This window comes from Serratia sp. Z4, assembly GCF_009900725.1.
Classification (GTDB): Bacteria; Pseudomonadota; Gammaproteobacteria; order Enterobacterales; family Enterobacteriaceae; genus Serratia; species Serratia nematodiphila.
Genome location: NZ_JAAABD010000002.1, coordinates 1,051,707 through 1,070,389, shown reverse-complemented (window position 1 = coordinate 1,070,389; position 18,683 = coordinate 1,051,707). Strand labels below are relative to the sequence as shown.

The window sequence follows — 18,683 nt, the reverse complement described above, 5'->3', positions numbered from 1 at the left end:
TTGTATGGACGGATTGAGCCGGCGTCGCCGCAAGTGTAAAGTGTTTGTGTTTTAATTGTTTGTTTTTTGTTCTAAATCAAACAATTATCTGGTGTAAACACCCAGGGATATACGGCGTTCTTGCGCTGGCGCAAAAGCCGTGAAAATAACACCTCATATAATACAGAACGTAACTACAGGCGCGGCGTCCGTCGGCTGCGCCGGGGACGATCTCTGCTAACTGACTTGTGAGCGAACTATGTCGACAAGTGTTTTTAATCGCCGGTGGGCGGCTGTGCTGCTCGAGGCGCTGGCCCGCCATGGGGTGCGGCATGTTTGTATCGCTCCGGGATCGCGCTCCACGCCGCTGACGCTGGCCGCCGCGGCCAACCGATCGTTTATCTGCCATACCCATTTTGATGAGCGCGGGCTCGGCCATTTGGCGCTCGGGCTGGCGAAGGCGGCGCGTGAGCCGGTGGCGGTGATCGTTACGTCCGGCACCGCGGCGGCGAACCTTTATCCCGCGTTGATCGAAGCCGGCCTGACCGGTGAACGGCTGGTGTTTCTCACCGCCGATCGGCCGCCGGAACTGATCGACTGCGGCGCCAATCAGGCGATCCGTCAAAACGGTCTCTACAGCAGCCACCCGACGTTGGCGATCGATCTGCCGCGTCCGACGCCGGATATTCCGGCCGCGTGGCTGGCCTCCAGCGTCGACAGCGCGATGGCGCGCCTGCAGCATGGCGCTTTGCATATCAACTGCCCGTTCGCCGAACCGCTGTACGGCGGCGATGAGCGTCACTATGCCGATTGGTCCGCCGCGCTGGGCGACTGGTGGCAGAGCGATCGTCCGTGGCTGCAGGAAAGCGAGACGCGTACGGCGCCGTCGCCGCAGCCGGACTGGTTCTCCTGGCGGCAAAAGCGCGGCGTGGTGCTGGCCGGTCGCATGAGCGCACAAGAGGGCGCGCAGGTGGCCGACTGGGCCGAAACGCTGGGCTGGCCACTGATCGGCGATGTGCTGTCGCAGACCGGGCAACCGCTGCCCTGCGCCGATTTGTGGCTCGCGCATCCGCAGGCGCAGCGCGTACTGCAAGAAGCGCAGCTGGTGGTGCAGTTCGGCGGCAGCCTGACCGGCAAACGCCTGCTGCAATGGCAGGCGCAGTGTCAGCCGGAAGAATATTGGATTATCGACGAGCTGCCGGGGCGGCTCGATCCGGCCCAACACCGGGGGCGGCGCCTGCGCGCCGGCGTGGCGCAGTGGTTGGCGCAGCATCCCGCGCAACCGCGCGCGCCGTGGGCCGCCGGGCTGGCAGCGCTGGCGGATAAAGCGCTGACGGCGGCGTCCACGCATCTGCACGATAACTTTGGCGAAGCGCAGCTGGCGCACCGCCTGCCGGAACTGCTGCCGGAGAACGGCCAGCTGTTTCTCGGCAACAGCCTGGTGGTGCGACTGATCGACGCGTTAACGATGCTGCCTGCCGCTTACCCGGTATTCAGCAACCGCGGCGCCAGCGGCATCGACGGTCTGATTTCCACCGCCGCCGGCGTACAGCGCGCCACCGCCAGGCCGACGTTGGCGGTGGTGGGCGACCTTTCCGCCCTGTATGACCTCAATGCGCTGGCGCTGCTGCGCCACTGTTCGGCGCCGACGGTGCTGATCGTCGTCAATAACAACGGCGGCCAAATTTTCTCGCTGCTGCCGACGCCGGAAGAGGAGCGTCAGCGCTTTTACTGCATGCCGCAGAACGTTGAGTTCAGCCACGCGGCGGCGATGTTCCAGCTTGACTATGCGCGGCCGGAAAACTGGAGCCAGTTGCAACAGGCGGTTGAGCAAGGCTGGCGGCGCGGCGGCGCCACGTTGATAGAGCTGCAGGTGCCGCCGAGCGCAGGGGCCGAAAGCCTGCAATACCTGGTGCAACAGATGGCGGTGCAATGATGCTGGCGACGCGAATTTTGCAACAGGGCGAAGCGGGCCGCCCCTGGCTGATATGGTTGCATGGCCTGCTCGGCAACAACAATGAATGGCGGGTGATCGCCGCGCGCTGCCCGGAATGGCCGTCGTTGGCCATCGATCTGCCCGGCCACGGCGATTCCGTGGCGGTGAGCTGCCGCGGCTTCGACGACATCAGCGCGCAAATCGCCGCGACCCTGCAACTGCGCAATATCGAACGTTATTGGCTGGTGGGCTACTCGCTTGGCGGGCGCATCGCCATGTATCACGCTTGCCACGGACGCCACGACGGTCTGCAAGGCGTGCTGGTCGAGGGCGGCAATCCGGGGCTTGAGGACGAACAACTGCGCCGCGACCGTTGCGAGCAGGATGCGCGGTGGGCGGCGCGTTTTCGCAGTGAGCCGATTGCCGAAGTCCTGGCGGACTGGTATCAGCAACCGGTGTTCAAAGAGCTTAGCCACGTGCACCGCCAGGCGCTGATCGCCGCGCGCTCGGTCAACAGCGGCCCGGCGATCGCCGACATGCTCGAAGCCACGTCGCTCGGGCGACAGCCCTATCTGGCGCCGCAGCTGCGCCAACTGACCGTGCCGCTGCGGGTGCTGTGCGGTGAGAACGACCCCAAATTTCAACGGCTGGCGCGCGACGCCGGGTTGCCGTTGCGCATCGTGCCGCAGGCCGGCCACAACGCGCATCTGGCCAATCCGCAGGAGTTCGTCGCCGAGCTGCAGACCTTTCTCGTTAACCCTGGTTAAAGGAACCGAACATGCTTTATCCGAATGAAGAACAGCTGTATGCCGCCATCGCCTGGCAGGATTGCACCGGCGATTTCGAAGACATTCTGTATCACAAGTCCGCCGACGGCATCGCCAAAATCACCATCAACCGGCCGCAGGTGCGCAATGCGTTTCGCCCGCAAACGGTCAAAGAGATGCTCGACGCGCTGGCCAACGCCCGTTACGACGACGGCATCGGCGTCATTATTCTCACCGGCGCCGGCGATAAGGCATTCTGCTCCGGCGGCGATCAGAAAGTGCGCGGCGACTACGGCGGCTATCGCGACGACAGCGGCGTACACCACCTCAACGTGCTGGACTTCCAGCGCCAGATCCGCACCTGCCCGAAACCGGTGGTGGCGATGGTGGCCGGCTATTCGATCGGCGGCGGCCACGTGTTGCACATGATGTGCGATCTGACCATCGCGGCGGATAACGCCATCTTCGGCCAGACCGGCCCGAAAGTGGGCTCGTTCGACGGCGGCTGGGGCGCGTCTTACATGGCGCGCATCGTCGGTCAGAAGAAGGCGCGCGAAATCTGGTTCCTGTGCCGCCAGTATGACGCCGCCGCCGCGCTGGACATGGGGCTGGTCAATACCGTGGTGCCGCTGGCCGATCTGGAAAAAGAGACGGTGCGCTGGTGCCGCGAAATGCTGCAGAACAGCCCGATGGCGCTGCGCTGCCTGAAGGCGGCGCTGAATGCCGACTGCGACGGCCAGGCCGGTTTGCAGGAGCTGGCGGGCAACGCCACCATGCTGTTCTACATGACCGACGAAGGGCAGGAAGGGCGCAACGCGTTCAACGAGAAGCGCCAGCCGGATTTCAGCAAATTCAAGCGTAACCCGTAATGAGCGGGGCAAACCGCAGCGCGGCGCTATACCGTTACAGCCTGCCGATGGAGGCGGGCGTGGTGCTGCGCAATCAGCGGGTGAAAACGCGTGACGGATGGGTGGTGCAGCTGTGTCAGGGCGAGCGTGAGGGGTGGGGCGAGATCGCGCCGCTGCCGGAGTTCAGCCGGGAAACGCCGGCGCAGGCCGAACGGGCCGCATTGGACTGGCTGCAGGCGTGGCTGGCGGGCAACGAACCGGATGACAGCGAGCTGCCCTCGGTGGCCTTTGGGCTGAGCTGCGCGCAGGCCGAGCTGGAGCAGCGTTTGCCGACGCAGGCGGATTTTCGCAAGGCGCCGCTGTGCACCGGCGATCCGGACGAGCTGTTCGAGACATTGAGCGCTTTGCCGGGCGAGAAAGTCGCCAAGGTGAAAGTAGGGCTGTATGAGGCGGTGCGTGACGGCATGATCGTCAACGTGCTGCTGGAGGCGCTGCCGGATCTGCGGCTGCGGCTGGACGCCAACCGCAGCTGGACCCGCGCCAAGGCCGACGGCTTCGCCAGGTACGTTAACCCAGCGTGGCGCGATCGCATCGCTTTTTTGGAGGAGCCCTGCAAGACCCGTGATGAATCGCGCGACTTCGCCCGGGCGACCGGCATTGCCATCGCCTGGGATGAGAGCGTGCGCGAGGCGGATTTTGTGGTGCAGGCCGAGCCGGGCGTGGCGGCCATCGTGATCAAACCGACGCTGGTCGGCAGCCTGGCGCGTTGCCAGACGCTGGTGGCGCAGGCGCACGCGGCGGGCCTGACGGCGGTGATCAGTTCCAGCCTCGAATCCAGCCTGGGGTTGACCCAACTGGCGCGCATTGCCCATTGGCTGACGCCGGATACCGTGCCGGGCCTGGACACGCTGGGATTGATGCAGGCGCAGGTGCTGCGCCCGTGGCCGGGCAGCGCGTTGCCGCTGCTGGATGTCTCGGCGCTGGAGTGCCTATGGCGCCGTTGAACGATTGGCCGTGGCGGCACTGGGCGCGCTTTCAGCCGCAGGCGACGGCGCTGTTGCTCGGCGAACAACCGCTGAGCTGGCTGGCGTTGCAAAGCCAGGTGGATGAACTGGCGGCGGATTTTCAGCACCAGGGCGTAGAACCGGGCTGCGGTGTGGCGCTGTGCGGTAAAAACAGCTATCCGTTGCTGCTGGCCTATCTGGCGCTGCTGCAGTGCGGCGCACGCCTGTTGCCGCTCAATCCCGCCTTGCCGACGCCGCTGCTGGCGAAGCTGTTGCCGGAATTGGATATGACCTTTGTCTTCGGCCCGGACTCGTTGCCGGCGCTGCCGGAAGAGATGATTCGATTGACCCCGCCCTCGACCGAGCCGCGTTGGCCAGACCTGCCGACGTGGGAGGCGCAGCGTCTGGCGACGCTGACGTTGACCTCCGGTTCCAGCGGCATGCCGAAGGCGGCGGCGCACAGCTACGCCAACCATCTGGCCAGCGCCGCCGGGGTGTTGCAGCTGATGGATTTTCAACGCGAGGATTGCTGGCTGTTGTCACTGCCGCTGTTTCACGTCTCCGGCCAGGGCATCGTCTGGCGCTGGTTGGCGGCGGGCGCGCGGCTGGCGGTGCGCGAGACGCACCCGCTGGCGGAGGCATTGGCAGGATGCACGCATGCTTCGCTGGTGCCGACGCAGCTCTGGCGGCTGTTGGCGCAACCGCTGACGGGCATGACGTTGAAAGCGGTGCTGCTCGGCGGCGCGATGATCCCGGTGGAGCTGACCGAACGGGCGGAGGCGGCGGGGATCCGCTGCTGGTGCGGCTACGGGCTGACCGAACTGGCCTCCACGGTGTGCGCCAAGCGCGCCGATGCGCGGCCAGGCGTCGGCCTGCCGCTCGGCGGCCGCGAAGTAAAACTGGTGGACGAAGAGGTCTGGATCCGCGCCGACAGCCTGGCGCTCGGCTACTGGCGTCATGGGCATCTGCAGCCGTTGGCCGATGAGCAGGGCTGGTTCGCGACCCGCGATCGCGGCGTGATGGCGGAGGGGGAACTGCGCATTCTCGGCCGGCTGGACAACCTGTTTTTCAGCGGCGGCGAAGGGGTGCAGCCCGAGGATATCGAACGTGTGCTGGCGGCGCACCCGCAGATCACGCAGGCGTTTGTGGTGCCGATGGCGGACGCTGAGTTCGGCCAGCGGCCGGTGGCGGTGATCGACGGCGATCCGGCGCTGTCGTTGGGGGCGCTGCTCGCCTGGTCGCAGGATAAGCTGGCCAATTTCCAACGCCCGACGGCATTGCTTCCGCTGCCTGACGAGCTGAAAAACGGCGGCATCAAGATTTCGCGCCGCCAGTTGCAGCAGTGGGTGGCGCAGCGTCTCTCCCAGGCATAAAAAAGCCGCCCGAAAGGGCGGCTGAGTGGATGGCAGCAGGAGGTTATTTCAGCCCCAAAGCCTTGGCGACGCCGGCGCCGTAGTCCGGGTGCACCTTGGTGAACAGCTCGACCTGACGGCGCTGAATTTGTTCCGGCACCTGCGACAGTTCGCCGGCGATGCGGGTGAACATGCGCTGGTGCTCTTCGGCGCTCAGCAGGTTGAACAGCGCGCGCGGCTGGCTGTAGTAATCGTCGTCTTCACGATGGTTCCAGTGGTCGGCCGCGCCCTCAATGCTCAGCGGTGGTTCGCTGAAGTCCGGCTGCTCCTGGAACAGGCCGAAGCTGTTCGGTTCGTAGGTGGCGCCGTTGCCGCTGTTGCCGTCCACGCGCATCGCGCCGTCGCGATGGTAGTTGTGGAACGGACATTTGGCGCCGTTCACCGGGATCTGGTGGTGATTGACGCCCAGGCGGTAGCGGTGCGCATCGCCATAGGAGAACAGACGGCCCTGCAGCATTTTATCCGGCGAGAAGCTGATGCCCGGCACCACGTTGGCGGGGTTCATCGCCACCTGCTCGACCTCGGAGAAGTAGTTGTCGGGATTGCGGTTGAGCTCGAAATAGCCGACGTCGATCAGCGGGTAGTCGCCGTGCGGCCACACCTTGGTCAGATCGAACGGGTTATAGGGCGTCTGCGAGGCCTCGTGTTCCGGCATGATCTGAATTTGCAGCTTCCAGCGCGGGAAGTCGCCGCGTTTGATCGCCTCGAATAGATCGCGCTGTGAGCTTTCGCGATCCTTGGCGATGATCGCTTCTGCCTCTTCATCCATCAGGTTTTCAATGCCTTGTTCGCAGCGGAAGTGGAATTTCACCCAGAAACGTTCGTTGGCGGCATTGATAAAGCTGAAGGTGTGGCTGCCGAAGCCGTGCATGTGGCGGTAGGACTTCGGAATACCGCGATCGCTGAAGTCGATGGTCAACTGGTGCAGTGATTCCGGCAGGTGGGAGAAGAAGTCCCACTTGTAGACCGGGTTGCGCAGGTTGGTATGCGGATCGCGTTTCACCACGTGGTTGAGATCGGGGAATTTCAGCGGATCGCGCAGATAGAACACCGGCGTATCGTTACCCACCAGATCCCAGTTGCCTTCTTCGGTATAGAACTTCATGGCGAAGCCGCGAATGTCGCGTTCGGCGTCGGCGGCGCCGCGTTCACCGGCGACGGTGGAGAAGCGGATAAACATGTCGGTCTGCTTACCGATTTCGGAGAAGATCTTGGCGCGGGTGTAGCGGGTGATGTCGTGGGTGACGGTAAAGGTGCCGTAGGCGCCGGATCCCTTGGCATGCATGCGGCGCTCGGGGATGACTTCACGGTCGAAGTGGGCCAGTTTTTCCAGGAACCACACGTCCTGCAACAGCATCGGGCCGCGTTTGCCTGCGGTGATCACGTTATTGTTATCGACAACCGGGGCGCCGGCTGCGGTGGTCAGTCCTTTCTTGCTCATCACTTGCTCCTTATCGTAGTGCATTTAAGTAAAGACTCGGGCGGTTTAAGCGTTCATCAGCATAGTCCTTTGGCGGGGCTTCTTCCCCTGACCTTGGTCAAAGCCACTACTAGTTGTAGCCCTATTGCCGAGCGACGGCAAATAGGTCTCGGTTATCGTTGGCATCGCCTTGACGAATATAGATTGTTGTTTGCAAATATTTACATTTATTTGATTATTGAAGAATTTTTTCGCTTTTATCCCTTAAATACGCATTGCGCTTTGGTATAGACTCGTGACGTTATTATTATGCGTTGATTCGATCATTCGATACGGATGACAAACCAGAGGGAAAGATGATGAAAAAGACTTGGGTCGCGTGCGCGGCAGGATTGCTGTTGGTGACCGGCGCGGCGAACGCCATCAGCGTGTCGGGCGAAGCCGGGCAGCACTACACCAACCTGGGCGTTGGCATGAGCACCGGCTCTTCAGGTCTGGGCCTGACCGGCAACTGGGCGCGCAGCGACCACGACGGCAACGTCGGCAGCGTGGGGTTGAACTTCGGCGTGCCGCTGGGGCCGTTGACGGCGACCGTGGGCGCCAAAGCGTTGTACCTCAGCCCGAAAGACGGGAAGAGCGGCGGGGCGGTGGCGCTGGGCGGCGGCCTGGAGTGGGAGATTAACCGTTACTTCAGCCTGCACGGCGAAGGTTACTTTGCCCCTGAGTCTTTCACCAGCGGCGTGAAGGCCTATAACGAAGCCAGCGGCGGCCTGCGCTGGAAGTTCCGTCCGCTGAGCGTGGACGTGGGCTACCGTTACATGCAGATGGAAGGCAAAGACGGGCGTCGCGACAACACCCTGGCCGATGGCCCTTATGTCGGCGTAGGGCTGAGCTTCTGACGCTCAGCAAAAAGGGGCCATTGCGGCCCCTTTCTCTTTATCATTTCTTGTCTTTCGTCGCTTACCCGACCGCCGGCAGCATGCCGCTGGCGATGCCCAGTTGGATGGCGATCACCGTTACCCCACAGACAAACACCAGCGCCAGCGCAGGGGTGCCGCCCCAGACGCGATACTGCGCCTGATGTTTTTGGCGGGTTTTCCACACCAGCAGCGAAGGCAGCAGCAGCGCCAGTACCGACAGGGCGATGGCGGCGAATCCCAGCGCCAGCACGAAACCGCGCGGGTAGAACAGCGCGAAGGCCAGCGGCGGCAGGAAGGTGATGGCGCCGGTTTGCAGGCGGCCGCGCACGTTATCTTGCCGCTTGAACAGGTCGGCCAGGAAATCGAACAGCCCGAGCGCCACGCCGAGGAACGAGGTCGCCAGCGCCAGATCGGCGAACAGGTGCACCGCCAGTTCAACGTGCGGCGAAGCCACCGCGTCGCGCACCGCCTGCAACAGGCCGTTCAGCCCGGCCTGCTGCGCCAGAATGCCGACGAAGGTGTCGGAGCTGATGCTGCCCAGCGTCGCCAGCTGCCAGAAGATATAGGCCATCAGCGGGATGGCGCTGCCGATGATAAACACCCAGCGCAGTTTGCGAATGTTGCCGCCCATGTAGTTGACGATGCTCGGCACGCTGCCGTGGAAGCCGAAGGAGGTGAAGATCACCGGAATAGCCGACAGCGCCAGGCCTTGCTCCAGCGGCAACGTCATCAGGTTGGTTTGGTGGATATTCGGCAACATCAGGCCGAGCATCACCACCAGAAATACCACTTTGGCGCTGAACAGGATACGGTTGAACAAGTCGACCGAGTGGGTGCCGATGCACACCACGCCGCCGGCCACCAGGGTGAACAACAGAACGCCGAGCGACACCGGGAAGTCCTGCGATGTCCATTGGCTGATGCTGGTGGCGAGCAGTTCGCCGGCGCCGCTAATGTAGGCGGCGGTGAGGGCGTACATCAGGAACATCATGCTGAAGCTGGTCAGCCACTGGCCGCCGCCGCCGAGATAACGTTTGGCGAGGGTACCCAGACCGGTATCCGCCTGCTCATGCTGGTAAACCTCTACCAGCAGCAGCGCGGTGTAACACATCAACAGCCACAGCCCGACCAGTAAGGCCAGCGTGACGCCGAAGCCGACGCCGGCCGCCGCCAGCGGCATCGCCAGCATCCCGGCGCCAATGGTGGTGCCCGCCACGATAAAAACACTGCCAAGAGTGCGATTCTTCACGTTTTTTCTCTACCAGCCGAAAGATTTTGAAAATTATAGGTAACGATTTATGAGGATGGCAGGATAGTGGAAGCCCTAATTTGTGTCAAACCGACGTTACGCATGATGTACATTAATGTTTACATTGCAGCGTGCTGCATGGCGCATGAGAAACGAACCCATGGCTGAAATTATCCGCAGGCGGCTAGTGAAAAGTTATTTACGGGCTTCTATAGTGGAATGACCAAAAAATGTGGGAGAGATCAATGTTAAGGGTGGAGATGCTCAGCACCGGCGATGAGGTGCTGCACGGGCAAATTATTGATACCAACGCCGCCTGGCTGGCGGACTACCTGTTCCAGCAGGGGGTGCCGATGAGCGGGCGTGAAACGGTCGGGGACAGCCTCTCTGCGTTGATCGAGATCCTGCAGGAACGCAGCCACATCGCCGATGTGTTGATCGTCAACGGCGGCCTGGGGCCGACCAGCGACGATCTCAGCGCGCTGGCCGCCGCGAAAGCCAGCGGCGTAGAGCTGGTCGAACGGGCTGACTGGTTGGCGCGCATGGAAGCCTATTTCGCCGAGCGCGGGCGGCCGATGGCCCCTTCCAATCGCAAGCAGGCGCAGATCCCGGCCAACGCGGAAATGCTGGATAACCCGGTAGGCACCGCCTGCGGGTTCGCGCTGCAGCTGAACCAATGCCTGATGTTCTTCACCCCCGGCGTGCCGTCGGAATTCAAAGTGATGGTCGAACAGCAGATCGTGCCGCGTCTGCGCCAGCGCTTCACCTTGCCGGCGCCGCCGCTGTGCCTGCGCCTGACGACCTTCGGCACCTCCGAGAGCGATCTGGCCGCCGAGCTGGACAGCCTGCCGCTGCCGCCGGACGTGGTGCTGGGTTACCGTTCCTCCAGCCCGATCATCGAACTGAAGCTGACCGGGCCGGAAAGCCGGCGTGCGGAGATGGAGCTGGCCTGGCGACGCGTGCGCGAAGTGGCGGGGGACAACTGCATCTTTGAAGGCACCGACGGGTTGCCGGCGACGCTGACGCAGCGTCTGAATCAGCAAGGGCTGAAGCTGGCGTTGAGCGAGCAGTTCAGCGGCGGTTTGATCAATCTGCAGCTGCAGAGCGAAGGGGCGCCGCTGGCGGGGGGCGAGCTGCTGCCGGCGCACTGCATCGAAACGCTGGAAACGACGCTGGCGCGCGCCCGCTCGCTGGCGGAATTGACCGGTGCACCGTTGGCGTTGGCGGTCAGCGCCATGCGCGATGAGCAGGTGAGCATTGCGCTGCACACGCCGCGCGGCGGCATTGGCCAGACCGTGCGTTATCGCGCGTCGCGCCACGGCCTGCGGCTGCGGCAGGAGTCGGTCGCGATGCTGGCGTTGGATATGCTGCGCCGCTGGCTGAATGGGGGCCAGGCGTGCGGTAAAAACGCCTGGCTGGAGGTAGTGGACATTATCGAGTGACGCTCATGGCGCTGAGTTGTCTGCCTCACTGTTTTGTTGTAGCCGTTCGGACGCCAGGCGTGAAAGACGTATTGCCGCGGCGCCTCGCGTTTGCAGCTCTGTACCGTAGTTCCTGAGCGCCTGCGCGGCGCTGTCTGAGTGCGCCAGATGCGCCGCCAGGCTGGCGGCGTCTACCAGCGCGGTGTTGGCGCCGAGCCCACCCGCCGGGCTCATGGCGTGCACGGCGTCGCCGAGAAAGGCGATGCGTTCGCTGTGCCATTCTGGTATCGCCGCCGTAACCTGCACCGTCCGCACGCTGAGCGACAGGGGATCCGCCAGCGCTAACGCCGTTTGCAAGGCGGGCGCCCATCCCTGCGAGATATGCCGTACGCGCGCCTGCAGCGCAGCGGTTCCCTCAGTTCGCACCGGCCCGCCGAGACGCCCAGCCGATCCGATACAGGCCCAATAGAGATAGTCGTCGACCGGTGAGAGGCGGCAATCGGGTGCGTAGTCGGCCGCCAGCTGCGCCATGGGGGCCTGAAAGCGCATCGGTTCAACCACCAGCGACACGCCGTCGGCGAAGATCACCGATACGCCGTTCAGCAGCTCGGGGGCCAATTGGGCCCGGGTCGCCGCATCGAGCGGCGTTTTACCGTAAAGGGTGACCGCGCCGCTGTCTTCGGGCCCCGCCTCGGGCAGGCAGCGCCGCCGCACCAGCGAGTTGACGCCGTCGGCGGCGATCAGCACATCGACCCGCACTTGCTCGCCGTTGGCGAACTGCAGTTCCACGCCCTGCGGCGTTTGTGCAAATTCACGCAAGGTATGGCCGAAGCGCACCTGGTCTTGCAGGCCGGCAAGCAGGATCTCGCGCAGCGTTTGGCGATGAATGCCGAGATCGCCGCTCGGTTCTTGCGTTTGGCGCTGGCTGGAGGGCAACCAGTGCTCGGGGCGTCGGCTGGTGAGCGGGGCAAGCTGCGGATCCCATAGATTGCTCTCGCCGCTGTTTTGCGCGCTGCCGGCGCAGAGCAACCGGTAGTGTGCCGGCGGCAGGCAGGCGGCCAGCGCCTGCTGGCCCGACGGATCGATGCGCAGCCGGTAGCCCTGATCGCGCGCCTGCGGTGTGGCGTCGCGTTCAAATACCGTGGCGTGGATGCCGAAGCGGCGCAGTCCCTGAGCCAGACACAGGCCGCCGGGCCCTGCGCCGATAATGCCAATGCTGAGTGTTGTCATCATATTCCCTCGTGAAACAGTGGCCACAGACGGTCGCGGCCGGAAGCATTTCATTATGTCGGCGCAGGAAAAGGTTGGTATAACGGTATCTGGACTAAAAATAGTGATTAGTGGCCAATATGAATGCGAACCTTCACGCCCTCGACGCTGACTGCAGCGAATGGTCGACGGGCCCCTGGCTGATCGCCCTTGGCGGCCGCGACGCGGCAGGCCGGGAGTATCGGTTGGGCACGCGAGAATACGACTGGCATCAGCATGTGCGCGGGCAGTTGCTGTGCGTCGAAAGCGGCTTGTTGCATGTACGCACGGCGCAGGGCGATTGGGTGCTGCCGCCTCAGCGGGCGGGTTGGATCCCGCCGGCGACGGAGCACCGGGTACAGGTCTGCGGCGCGCTGAGCGGCTGGAGTTTGCTGCTGGCGCCGGAGGCCTGCCACGAGCTGTCGAATACACCTTGCGTTATCGGCATCAGCGCCGTGCTGCAGGCGCTGGCTCAGCGTGCGGAAGGCTGGGATAAACGCTGCGCGCTTACCCTGGAGCAGGATCGTATGGCGCAGGTGATGCGGGATGAGATACGTCAGGCGCCGACGGAGCCGCTGTATTTGCCGATGTCGTCCCATCCGCGCCTGGCCGGCGTTCTGCAGGCCTTGCTGGCGCAACCGGGGAGCGAACGTTCACTGGAGGCGTGGGCTGAATGGGGGGCGATGTCGCCGCGTACCCTGCGGCGGCTGATGATCGGCGAGACGGGGTTGAGTTTTGCCCAGTGGCGTCAGCAGGCCCGGTTGTCATATGCATTGGCGAAGTTGGCCGAAGGCGAAACGGTGCTGCAGATCGCGGAAGCGCTGGGGTATGCCTCGCCGAGCAACTTTATCGCCATGTTTCGCAAAGCCTTCGGCGATTCTCCGGCGCGTTATTTTGCCGCATCGGCGGGAAAGGAGCGCTAAGCGAAATACTTTGAGGATAGTTATATATCCCTGATTAATCATAATCTTATAGGGGATATTCGCGGTGAGGGAATGCTGGGGTGCTTGAGACTGTTCGTCTTGGGCATTGTGTGACAAGGCGGATAGATGAAAGCCCCAGACTGACTCTCAATCAGAATGGGGCTGCCCTAACGCCTAGACACCGTTATGGTAGCCCCTTCACAGCAAGGAGGCAAGCATGCGCTTAAGGCATGTGTTTCACTCGCTAACCGTTGTATGTATTACGGTTTTGTTATTTATCTGGATGATAAGAGACTCGCTGTGCGAGCTGAAAATCTACCAGGAAAATATCACTATCCTGATCAGGTTGGCGTGTGAGGTGAAGCGGTAATACTAGGGCGGGGGCAACCCCGCCTTCTGGTCTCCAGGCGCGGTTTCCGGCACCCGACTTTACATTTCCAGCTCGATATCCGTCAGCGGCATGCAGCAGCAGGGCAGGATCTCGCCGGCGTTGATAAACGCCAGCGGCTGTTGGCGGTAGGCCACTTCGCCTTTCACCAGCTTCAGGCGGCAGGCGCCGCAATAACCGGAGCGGCATTGGTACTCCACCTGCACGTCGTGCAGCTCCAGCACGTCGAGCAGGCAGTTTTCACTGTTGGGGCAAGAGAGCTGCGTGCCAGCGGCGCGCAGCGTTACGGTTGGCGTCGCCATCGCTTACAGTTCGAAGTCGCTCAGGTCGTCGGCGTTGATCTCCGAGTCGATCTGGCCAACCAGGTAGGAGCTCACTTCCACTTCCTGCGGCGCTACCTGCACGTTGTCGGACACCAACCAGGCGTTGATCCACGGGATCGGGTTGGAGCGGGTTTCGAACGGCAGACCGAGGCCGACCGCCTGCATGCGGATATTGGTGATGTATTCCACATACTGGCACAGGATGTCTTTGTTCAGGCCAATCATCGAGCCGTCGCGGAACAGGTATTCCGCCCACTCTTTCTCCTGCTGAGCGGCCAGCACGAACAGATCGTAGCACTCTTGCTGGCACTCCTCGGCGATCTCTGCCATTTCAGGATCGTCCGCGCCTGAACGCATCAGGTTCAGCATGTGCTGGGTGCCGGTCAGGTGCAGCGCTTCGTCGCGGGCGATCAGTTTGATGATCTTGGCATTGCCTTCCATCAATTCGCGCTCGGCGAACGCGAAGGAGCAGGCAAAGCTGACGTAGAAACGGATCGCTTCCAGCGCGTTCACGCTCATCAGGCACAGGTACAGCTGCTTCTTCAGCGCACGCAGATTGACGGTGACGGTTTTACCGTTCACCTGGTGGGTGCCTTCACCCAGCAGGTGATAGTAGCTGGTCATCTCGATCAGATCGTCGTAGTAGCCGGAAATGTCTTTCGCGCGCTTCTTGATCTCTTCGTTGGTGACGATGTCGTCGAACACCAGCGCCGGATCGTTGACGATGTTGCGGATGATGTGGGTGTAGGAACGGGAGTGGATGGTCTCGGAGAACGACCAGGTTTCCACCCAGGTTTCCAGTTCAGGGATCGAGATCAGCGGCAGCAGGGCGACGTTCGGGCTGCGGCCCTGAATGGAGTCCAGCAGGGTCTGATACTTCAGGTTGCTGATGAAGATGTGCTTCTCGTGCTCCGGCAGCGCCTGATAATCGATGCGATCGCGAGAGACGTCAACCTCTTCCGGGCGCCAGAAGAAGGAGAGCTGTTTTTCGATCAGTTTTTCGAAGATTTCATGCTTTTGCTGGTCGAAACGCGCAACGTTTACCGACTGGCCGAAGAACATCGGCTCTTGCAGCTGGTCGTTTTTGGTCTGAGAAAAAGTGGTGTAAGCCATAAGCCTGAATCCATCGTAACGTGGCTAAATGAAGGGGCCGGAAAATTCCGGCCCGCTAGGTCAAACTTTAGATCTTGCAGGCGCCGCTTTCGCAGTCATCATCGCCGGCCTTGGCAGGCTGCAAATCTTCCTGGGCGTCTTCCGCGCCGTCGCGGGTGTTTTGGTAGTACAGCGTTTTCACGCCGAACTTGTAGGTGGTGAGCAGGTCTTTCAACAGCTGCTTCATCGGCACCTTGCCGCCCGGGAAGCGGGTCGGATCGTAGTTGGTGTTGGCCGAAATCGACTGGTCGATGAATTTCTGCATCAGCCCCACCAGCTGCAGATAGCCGTCGTTGCTCGGCATTTCCCACAGCAGCTCGTAGTTGTCTTTCAGACGCTCATACTCCGGCACCACCTGGCGCAGGATGCCGTCTTTCGACGCCTTGATGCTGATGTGGCCGCGCGGCGGCTCGATGCCGTTGGTGGCGTTGGAAATCTGCGAAGAGGTTTCCGACGGCATCAGGGCGGACAGCGTCGAGTTGCGCAGACCGGTTTCCTGGATCTCTTTACGCAGGGTTTCCCAGTCGTAGTGCAGCGGTTCGTTGCAGATCGCATCCAGGTCTTTCTTGTAGGTGTCGATCGGCAGGATACCCTGCGAATAGGTGGTTTCTTTGAACCACGGGCAAGCGCCTTGTTCCTGAGCCAGGCGGTTGGAGGCTTTCAGCAGGTAGTACTGAATGGCTTCGAACGTTTTGTGGGTCAGGTTGTTGGCGCTGCCATCGGAGTAGCGCACGCCGTTCTTCGCCAGGTAATAGGCGAAGTTGATCACGCCAATGCCCAGGGTGCGACGCCCCATCGCGCCACGGTGCGCGGCCTTGATCGGATAATCCTGATAATCCAGCAGGGCGTCAAGTGAACGCACCGCCAGGGTCGCCAGCTCTTCCAGATCGTCCAGGCTGTCGATCGCGCCCAGGTTGAAGGCGGACAGGGTGCACAGCGCAATTTCGCCGTTCTCGTCGTTGACGTCTTCCAGCGGCTTGGTCGGCAGGGCGATTTCCAGGCACAGGTTGGACTGACGCACCGGCGCGATCTGCGGATCGAACGGGCTGTGGGTGTTGCAGTGGTCGACGTTCTGGATGTAGATGCGGCCGGTAGAGGCGCGCTCTTGCATCATCAGCGAGAACAGCTCAACCGCTTTCACGCGCTTCTGGCGAATGCTGTCGTCTTTTTCGTACTGGGTGTACAGGCGCTCGAATTCGTCCTGATCGGCGAAGAATGCGTCATACAGCCCCGGCACGTCGGACGGGCTGAACAAGGTGATGTCTTCGCCTTTGATCAGGCGCTGGTACATCAGACGGTTCAACTGCACGCCGTAGTCCATGTGGCGCACGCGGTTGCCTTCAACGCCGCGGTTGTTTTTCAGCACCAGCAGGCTTTCCACTTCCAGGTGCCACATCGGGTAGAACAGCGTTGCCGCGCCACCGCGCACGCCGCCCTGCGAGCAGGATTTGACGGCGGTCTGGAAATGTTTGTAGAACGGAATGCAACCGGTATGGAAAGCTTCCCCGCCACGGATCGGGCTGCCCAGCGCGCGGATGCGGCCGGCGTTGATGCCGATACCGGCGCGTTGCGAAACGTATTTCACAATGGCGCTGGAGGTGGCGTTGATGGAGTCCAGGCTGTCGCCGCACTCGATCAGCACGCAGGAGCTGAACTGACGGGTTGGGGTGCGCACGCCGGACATGATCGGCGTTGGCAGCGAAATCTTGAAGGTGGAAATCGCGTCGTAGAAACGTTTGACGTAGTCCAGACGAGTTTCACGCGGGTAGTTGGAGAACAGGCAAGCGGACACCAACATGTACAGGAACTGGGCGCTTTCGTAAATCTCGCCGCTGACGCGGTTCTGCACCAGATACTTGCCTTCCAGCTGCTTGACGGCGGCATAAGAGAAGTTCATGTCGCGCCAGTGATCGATAAAGGAGTCCATCTGCTCGAACTCTTCAGCGCTGTAGTCTTCCAGCAGATGTTTATCGTATTTGCCCATCTCGACCATGCGCGTCACGTGAGCGTGCAGCTTCGGCGGCTCGAATTGGCCGTAAGCCTTTTTGCGCAGGTGGAAGATCGCCAGGCGAGCGGCCAGGTACTGATAGTCCGGCGCATCGCGGGAGATCAGATCGGCAGCGGCTTTGATGATGGTTTCGTGAATGTCGGCGGTTTTGATGCCGTCATAAAACTGAATGTGGGAACGCAACTCTACTTGAGAAACCGAGACGTTGTGCAATCCTTCTGCGGCCCAATCGATGACCCGGTGGATTTTGTCGAGGTTGATGCGCTCTTTACGGCCATCGCGTTTAGTTACAAGCAGACTTTGGTTCATGTGGTGTTTTACCTGTCCGTATGGTGCCCCTAAGCAGAAGTGTAGTCGCTCTGCTCAGTATGTAAACACTATATATAGGGGTTGTATGTCGGTGAGGTAACAAGATAGTGAGAAAAAACGGCGTTTGCAAGTGAACAAAACCGGCCTAATTTGTGGATAACTTGGGGGTGAAATGTAACTTGCCGTTCGCAGTGCGCGCCGTGACTGGCGCGACAAGCTTGTCAATAAGCGAGATCAGATTTTACTGAAAAACTGAAAAAACCGATCGTTTGGCGCTTTATTAAACGTTAGAAAAAAACGGCATATTGATCTGATTTAATATTCTAAAAAACTGTCTACAACCACGATTTTGATCGAAGTCGCGGAAATTAGGTATTTTTCCTAACAGCGCGTTGGCGCCGAACCCCGATAACGCAGGGCCGGCGCGGTTTACAGCGCTCAGCCTTCGTGCTGGGTGTGCACCATGTAGTTCACGTCAACGTTGCGCCCAAGCTTGAAATGATCGGTGATCGGGTTGTAATGCAGGCCGATCATGTGCTTTTCGCGCAGCGGCGTGCCGTCGACCCAGCCGATCAGTTCGGAAGGGCGAATAAACTTCTTATGATCGTGGGTGCCCTGCGGCACCATCTTCAGCACGTACTCCGCGCCGATCACCGCCATCAGCCAGGCTTTGGTGTTGCGGTTGATGGTGGAGAAGAACACGTGGCCGCCCGGTTTCACCAGTTGGGCGCAGGCGCGCACCACCGAGGCCGGATCCGGCACGTGCTCCAGCATCTCCATGCAGGTGACCACGTCGTAGCGCTGCGGGTTGGCCTGAGCGTGGCTTTCCACCGTCTCCTGCACATAGGTGACGTCCATGCCGCTTTCCAGCGCGTGCAGCCGGGCGACCTGCAGCGGCTCCGCGCCCATGTCCAGCCCGGTTACCTTGGCGCCTTCGCGCGCCATGCTCTCCGCCAGAATGCCGCCGCCGCAGCCCACGTCGAGCACCTGCTTGTCAAAAATGCCGCCGGCGTGCTGCATGATGTAGTTCAGGCGCAGCGGGTTGATGCGGTGCAGCGGTTTGAACTCGCCTTCCAGATCCCACCAGCGGGAGGCGACGGCCTCGAACTTGGCGATTTCCTGGTGGTCAACGTTTTGCACTCGGCTGGATGATTCTGCGTTCATGGGCTTGTCTGGCTCCTTGTTCTCGTTGCGCGGATTATACATGTTCCGGCGCGGCATCGTCTGTGCCGATGCGTTTTTAGCGCACTTATCTGCACAATTTCCGTGAAACAGCGGCGGTTATTTTCCCGTAAAGCGTGCTTTGTGATATAGTTTTACACCTTTGCCACTATGGCAGCGGGCAGATGAATCATTAGTAGAGGGATAGCAGCTCC

At 61.6% G+C, this 18,683-nt stretch carries 16 protein-coding genes; 9 read left to right on the top strand and 7 right to left on the bottom strand.

Going from position 1 to position 18,683, the window contains the following annotated elements; genetic code table 11:
• The first annotated feature begins 238 nt into the window (after positions 1-238).
• The 5 genes from menD to menE are packed head-to-tail and all read left to right on the top strand — an operon-like array spanning position 239 to position 5,907.
• Entirely contained in the window at positions 239-1,915 is a 1,677-nt protein-coding gene (gene menD / locus GT753_RS12895; RefSeq protein ID WP_160125651.1) for a 2-succinyl-5-enolpyruvyl-6-hydroxy-3-cyclohexene-1-carboxylic-acid synthase, read from the top strand.
• Complete coding sequence (gene menH / locus GT753_RS12890) at positions 1,912-2,682, top strand: 2-succinyl-6-hydroxy-2,4-cyclohexadiene-1-carboxylate synthase (protein ID WP_076740587.1); 771 nt, start codon at positions 1,912-1,914, stop codon at positions 2,680-2,682. Before menD ends, menH begins: the two co-directional genes overlap by 4 nt.
• A gap of 11 nt (positions 2,683-2,693) precedes the next feature.
• Positions 2,694-3,551, top strand: a complete 858-nt coding sequence (gene menB / locus GT753_RS12885) for a 1,4-dihydroxy-2-naphthoyl-CoA synthase (RefSeq protein ID WP_015378566.1) — start codon at positions 2,694-2,696, stop codon at positions 3,549-3,551.
• Positions 3,551-4,534 (top strand): o-succinylbenzoate synthase, encoded by a 984-nt coding sequence (gene menC, locus GT753_RS12880; protein ID WP_160125650.1) that lies wholly within the window; start codon positions 3,551-3,553, stop codon positions 4,532-4,534. The genes menB and menC overlap by 1 nt, the downstream gene beginning before the upstream one ends.
• The gene (gene menE / locus GT753_RS12875) at positions 4,522-5,907 is read left to right on the top strand and encodes an o-succinylbenzoate--CoA ligase (RefSeq protein WP_160125649.1); all 1,386 of its coding nucleotides are present in this window, start codon (positions 4,522-4,524) and stop codon (positions 5,905-5,907) included. Before menC ends, menE begins: the two co-directional genes overlap by 13 nt.
• Positions 5,908-5,950: 43 nt before the next feature.
• On the opposite strand, the gene katA is transcribed toward menE, so the two are convergent.
• The gene (katA, locus tag GT753_RS12870; RefSeq protein ID WP_015378563.1) at positions 5,951-7,387 is read right to left on the bottom strand and encodes a catalase KatA; all 1,437 of its coding nucleotides are present in this window, start codon (positions 7,385-7,387) and stop codon (positions 5,951-5,953) included.
• 338 nt (positions 7,388-7,725) lie between these two features.
• Here katA and GT753_RS12865 point away from each other — a divergent pair, with 338 nt between their 5' ends.
• Positions 7,726-8,265 carry a YfaZ family outer membrane protein gene (locus tag GT753_RS12865; RefSeq protein WP_004935943.1) on the top strand — a complete coding sequence of 180 codons (540 nt, stop codon included), beginning with the start codon at positions 7,726-7,728 and terminating at the stop codon, positions 8,263-8,265.
• A gap of 61 nt (positions 8,266-8,326) precedes the next feature.
• Here GT753_RS12865 and tyrP read toward each other — a convergent pair whose 3' ends face one another.
• Entirely contained in the window at positions 8,327-9,535 is a 1,209-nt protein-coding gene (gene tyrP, locus GT753_RS12860) for a tyrosine transporter TyrP (protein ID WP_015378562.1), read from the bottom strand.
• Between the two features lie 245 nt (positions 9,536-9,780).
• On the opposite strand from tyrP, the gene GT753_RS12855 reads away from it, so the two are divergent.
• Positions 9,781-10,977, top strand: a complete 1,197-nt coding sequence (locus GT753_RS12855; RefSeq protein WP_075684552.1) for a nicotinamide mononucleotide deamidase-related protein YfaY — start codon at positions 9,781-9,783, stop codon at positions 10,975-10,977.
• Between the two features lie 3 nt (positions 10,978-10,980).
• Here the strand turns inward: GT753_RS12855 and GT753_RS12850 are convergent, their stop codons facing one another.
• Positions 10,981-12,189, bottom strand: coding sequence for an NAD(P)/FAD-dependent oxidoreductase (locus GT753_RS12850; protein WP_230857997.1), 1,209 nt, complete (start codon positions 12,187-12,189; stop codon positions 10,981-10,983).
• A gap of 116 nt (positions 12,190-12,305) precedes the next feature.
• Between GT753_RS12850 and GT753_RS12845 the strand changes: the two genes are divergently transcribed.
• Together GT753_RS12845 and GT753_RS25930 are read left to right on the top strand one after the other, a co-directional pair.
• On the top strand, positions 12,306-13,127 hold the full coding sequence (locus GT753_RS12845) for a helix-turn-helix domain-containing protein (RefSeq protein ID WP_160125648.1): 822 nt from the start codon (positions 12,306-12,308) through the stop codon (positions 13,125-13,127).
• A 217-nt stretch (positions 13,128-13,344) separates the two neighbouring features.
• Positions 13,345-13,497 carry a Hok/Gef family protein gene (locus GT753_RS25930; protein WP_004935921.1) on the top strand — a complete coding sequence of 51 codons (153 nt, stop codon included), beginning with the start codon at positions 13,345-13,347 and terminating at the stop codon, positions 13,495-13,497.
• 59 nt (positions 13,498-13,556) lie between these two features.
• On the opposite strand, the gene yfaE is transcribed toward GT753_RS25930, so the two are convergent.
• The 4 genes from yfaE to ubiG all read right to left on the bottom strand — a co-directional run bounded on the left by yfaE (position 13,557) and on the right by ubiG (position 18,471).
• Positions 13,557-13,817 (bottom strand): class I ribonucleotide reductase maintenance protein YfaE, encoded by a 261-nt coding sequence (yfaE, locus tag GT753_RS12835; protein WP_015378558.1) that lies wholly within the window; start codon positions 13,815-13,817, stop codon positions 13,557-13,559.
• 3 nt (positions 13,818-13,820) lie between these two features.
• Positions 13,821-14,951: a class Ia ribonucleoside-diphosphate reductase subunit beta gene (nrdB, locus tag GT753_RS12830; RefSeq protein ID WP_004935915.1), complete on the bottom strand. Its 1,131-nt coding sequence runs from the start codon at positions 14,949-14,951 to the stop codon at positions 13,821-13,823.
• A gap of 67 nt (positions 14,952-15,018) precedes the next feature.
• The gene (gene nrdA, locus GT753_RS12825; RefSeq protein ID WP_004935912.1) at positions 15,019-17,307 is read right to left on the bottom strand and encodes a class 1a ribonucleoside-diphosphate reductase subunit alpha; all 2,289 of its coding nucleotides are present in this window, start codon (positions 17,305-17,307) and stop codon (positions 15,019-15,021) included.
• A 438-nt stretch (positions 17,308-17,745) separates the two neighbouring features.
• The gene (ubiG, locus tag GT753_RS12820; protein WP_075684550.1) at positions 17,746-18,471 is read right to left on the bottom strand and encodes a bifunctional 2-polyprenyl-6-hydroxyphenol methylase/3-demethylubiquinol 3-O-methyltransferase UbiG; all 726 of its coding nucleotides are present in this window, start codon (positions 18,469-18,471) and stop codon (positions 17,746-17,748) included.
• Between the last annotated feature and the right edge of the window lie 212 nt (positions 18,472-18,683).

What these genes read in the sequence shown, in the direction of transcription:
- GT753_RS12850 (WP_230857997.1), bottom strand. Translation starts at nt 12,189, where the DNA reads ATGATGACAACACTCAGCATTGGCATTATCGGCGCAGGGCCCGGCGGC.
- menD (WP_160125651.1), top strand. Translation starts at nt 239, where the DNA reads ATGTCGACAAGTGTTTTTAATCGCCGGTGGGCGGCTGTGCTGCTCGAG.
- GT753_RS25930 (WP_004935921.1), top strand. Translation starts at nt 13,345, where the DNA reads ATGCGCTTAAGGCATGTGTTTCACTCGCTAACCGTTGTATGTATTACG.
- nrdA (WP_004935912.1), bottom strand. Translation starts at nt 17,307, where the DNA reads ATGAACCAAAGTCTGCTTGTAACTAAACGCGATGGCCGTAAAGAGCGC.
- menC (WP_160125650.1), top strand. Translation starts at nt 3,551, where the DNA reads ATGAGCGGGGCAAACCGCAGCGCGGCGCTATACCGTTACAGCCTGCCG.
- GT753_RS12855 (WP_075684552.1), top strand. Translation starts at nt 9,781, where the DNA reads ATGTTAAGGGTGGAGATGCTCAGCACCGGCGATGAGGTGCTGCACGGG.
- katA (WP_015378563.1), bottom strand. Translation starts at nt 7,387, where the DNA reads ATGAGCAAGAAAGGACTGACCACCGCAGCCGGCGCCCCGGTTGTCGAT.
- GT753_RS12845 (WP_160125648.1), top strand. Translation starts at nt 12,306, where the DNA reads ATGAATGCGAACCTTCACGCCCTCGACGCTGACTGCAGCGAATGGTCG.
- yfaE (WP_015378558.1), bottom strand. Translation starts at nt 13,817, where the DNA reads ATGGCGACGCCAACCGTAACGCTGCGCGCCGCTGGCACGCAGCTCTCT.
- menB (WP_015378566.1), top strand. Translation starts at nt 2,694, where the DNA reads ATGCTTTATCCGAATGAAGAACAGCTGTATGCCGCCATCGCCTGGCAG.
- ubiG (WP_075684550.1), bottom strand. Translation starts at nt 18,471, where the DNA reads ATGAACGCAGAATCATCCAGCCGAGTGCAAAACGTTGACCACCAGGAA.
- GT753_RS12865 (WP_004935943.1), top strand. Translation starts at nt 7,726, where the DNA reads ATGAAAAAGACTTGGGTCGCGTGCGCGGCAGGATTGCTGTTGGTGACC.
- menE (WP_160125649.1), top strand. Translation starts at nt 4,522, where the DNA reads ATGGCGCCGTTGAACGATTGGCCGTGGCGGCACTGGGCGCGCTTTCAG.
- nrdB (WP_004935915.1), bottom strand. Translation starts at nt 14,951, where the DNA reads ATGGCTTACACCACTTTTTCTCAGACCAAAAACGACCAGCTGCAAGAG.
- menH (WP_076740587.1), top strand. Translation starts at nt 1,912, where the DNA reads ATGATGCTGGCGACGCGAATTTTGCAACAGGGCGAAGCGGGCCGCCCC.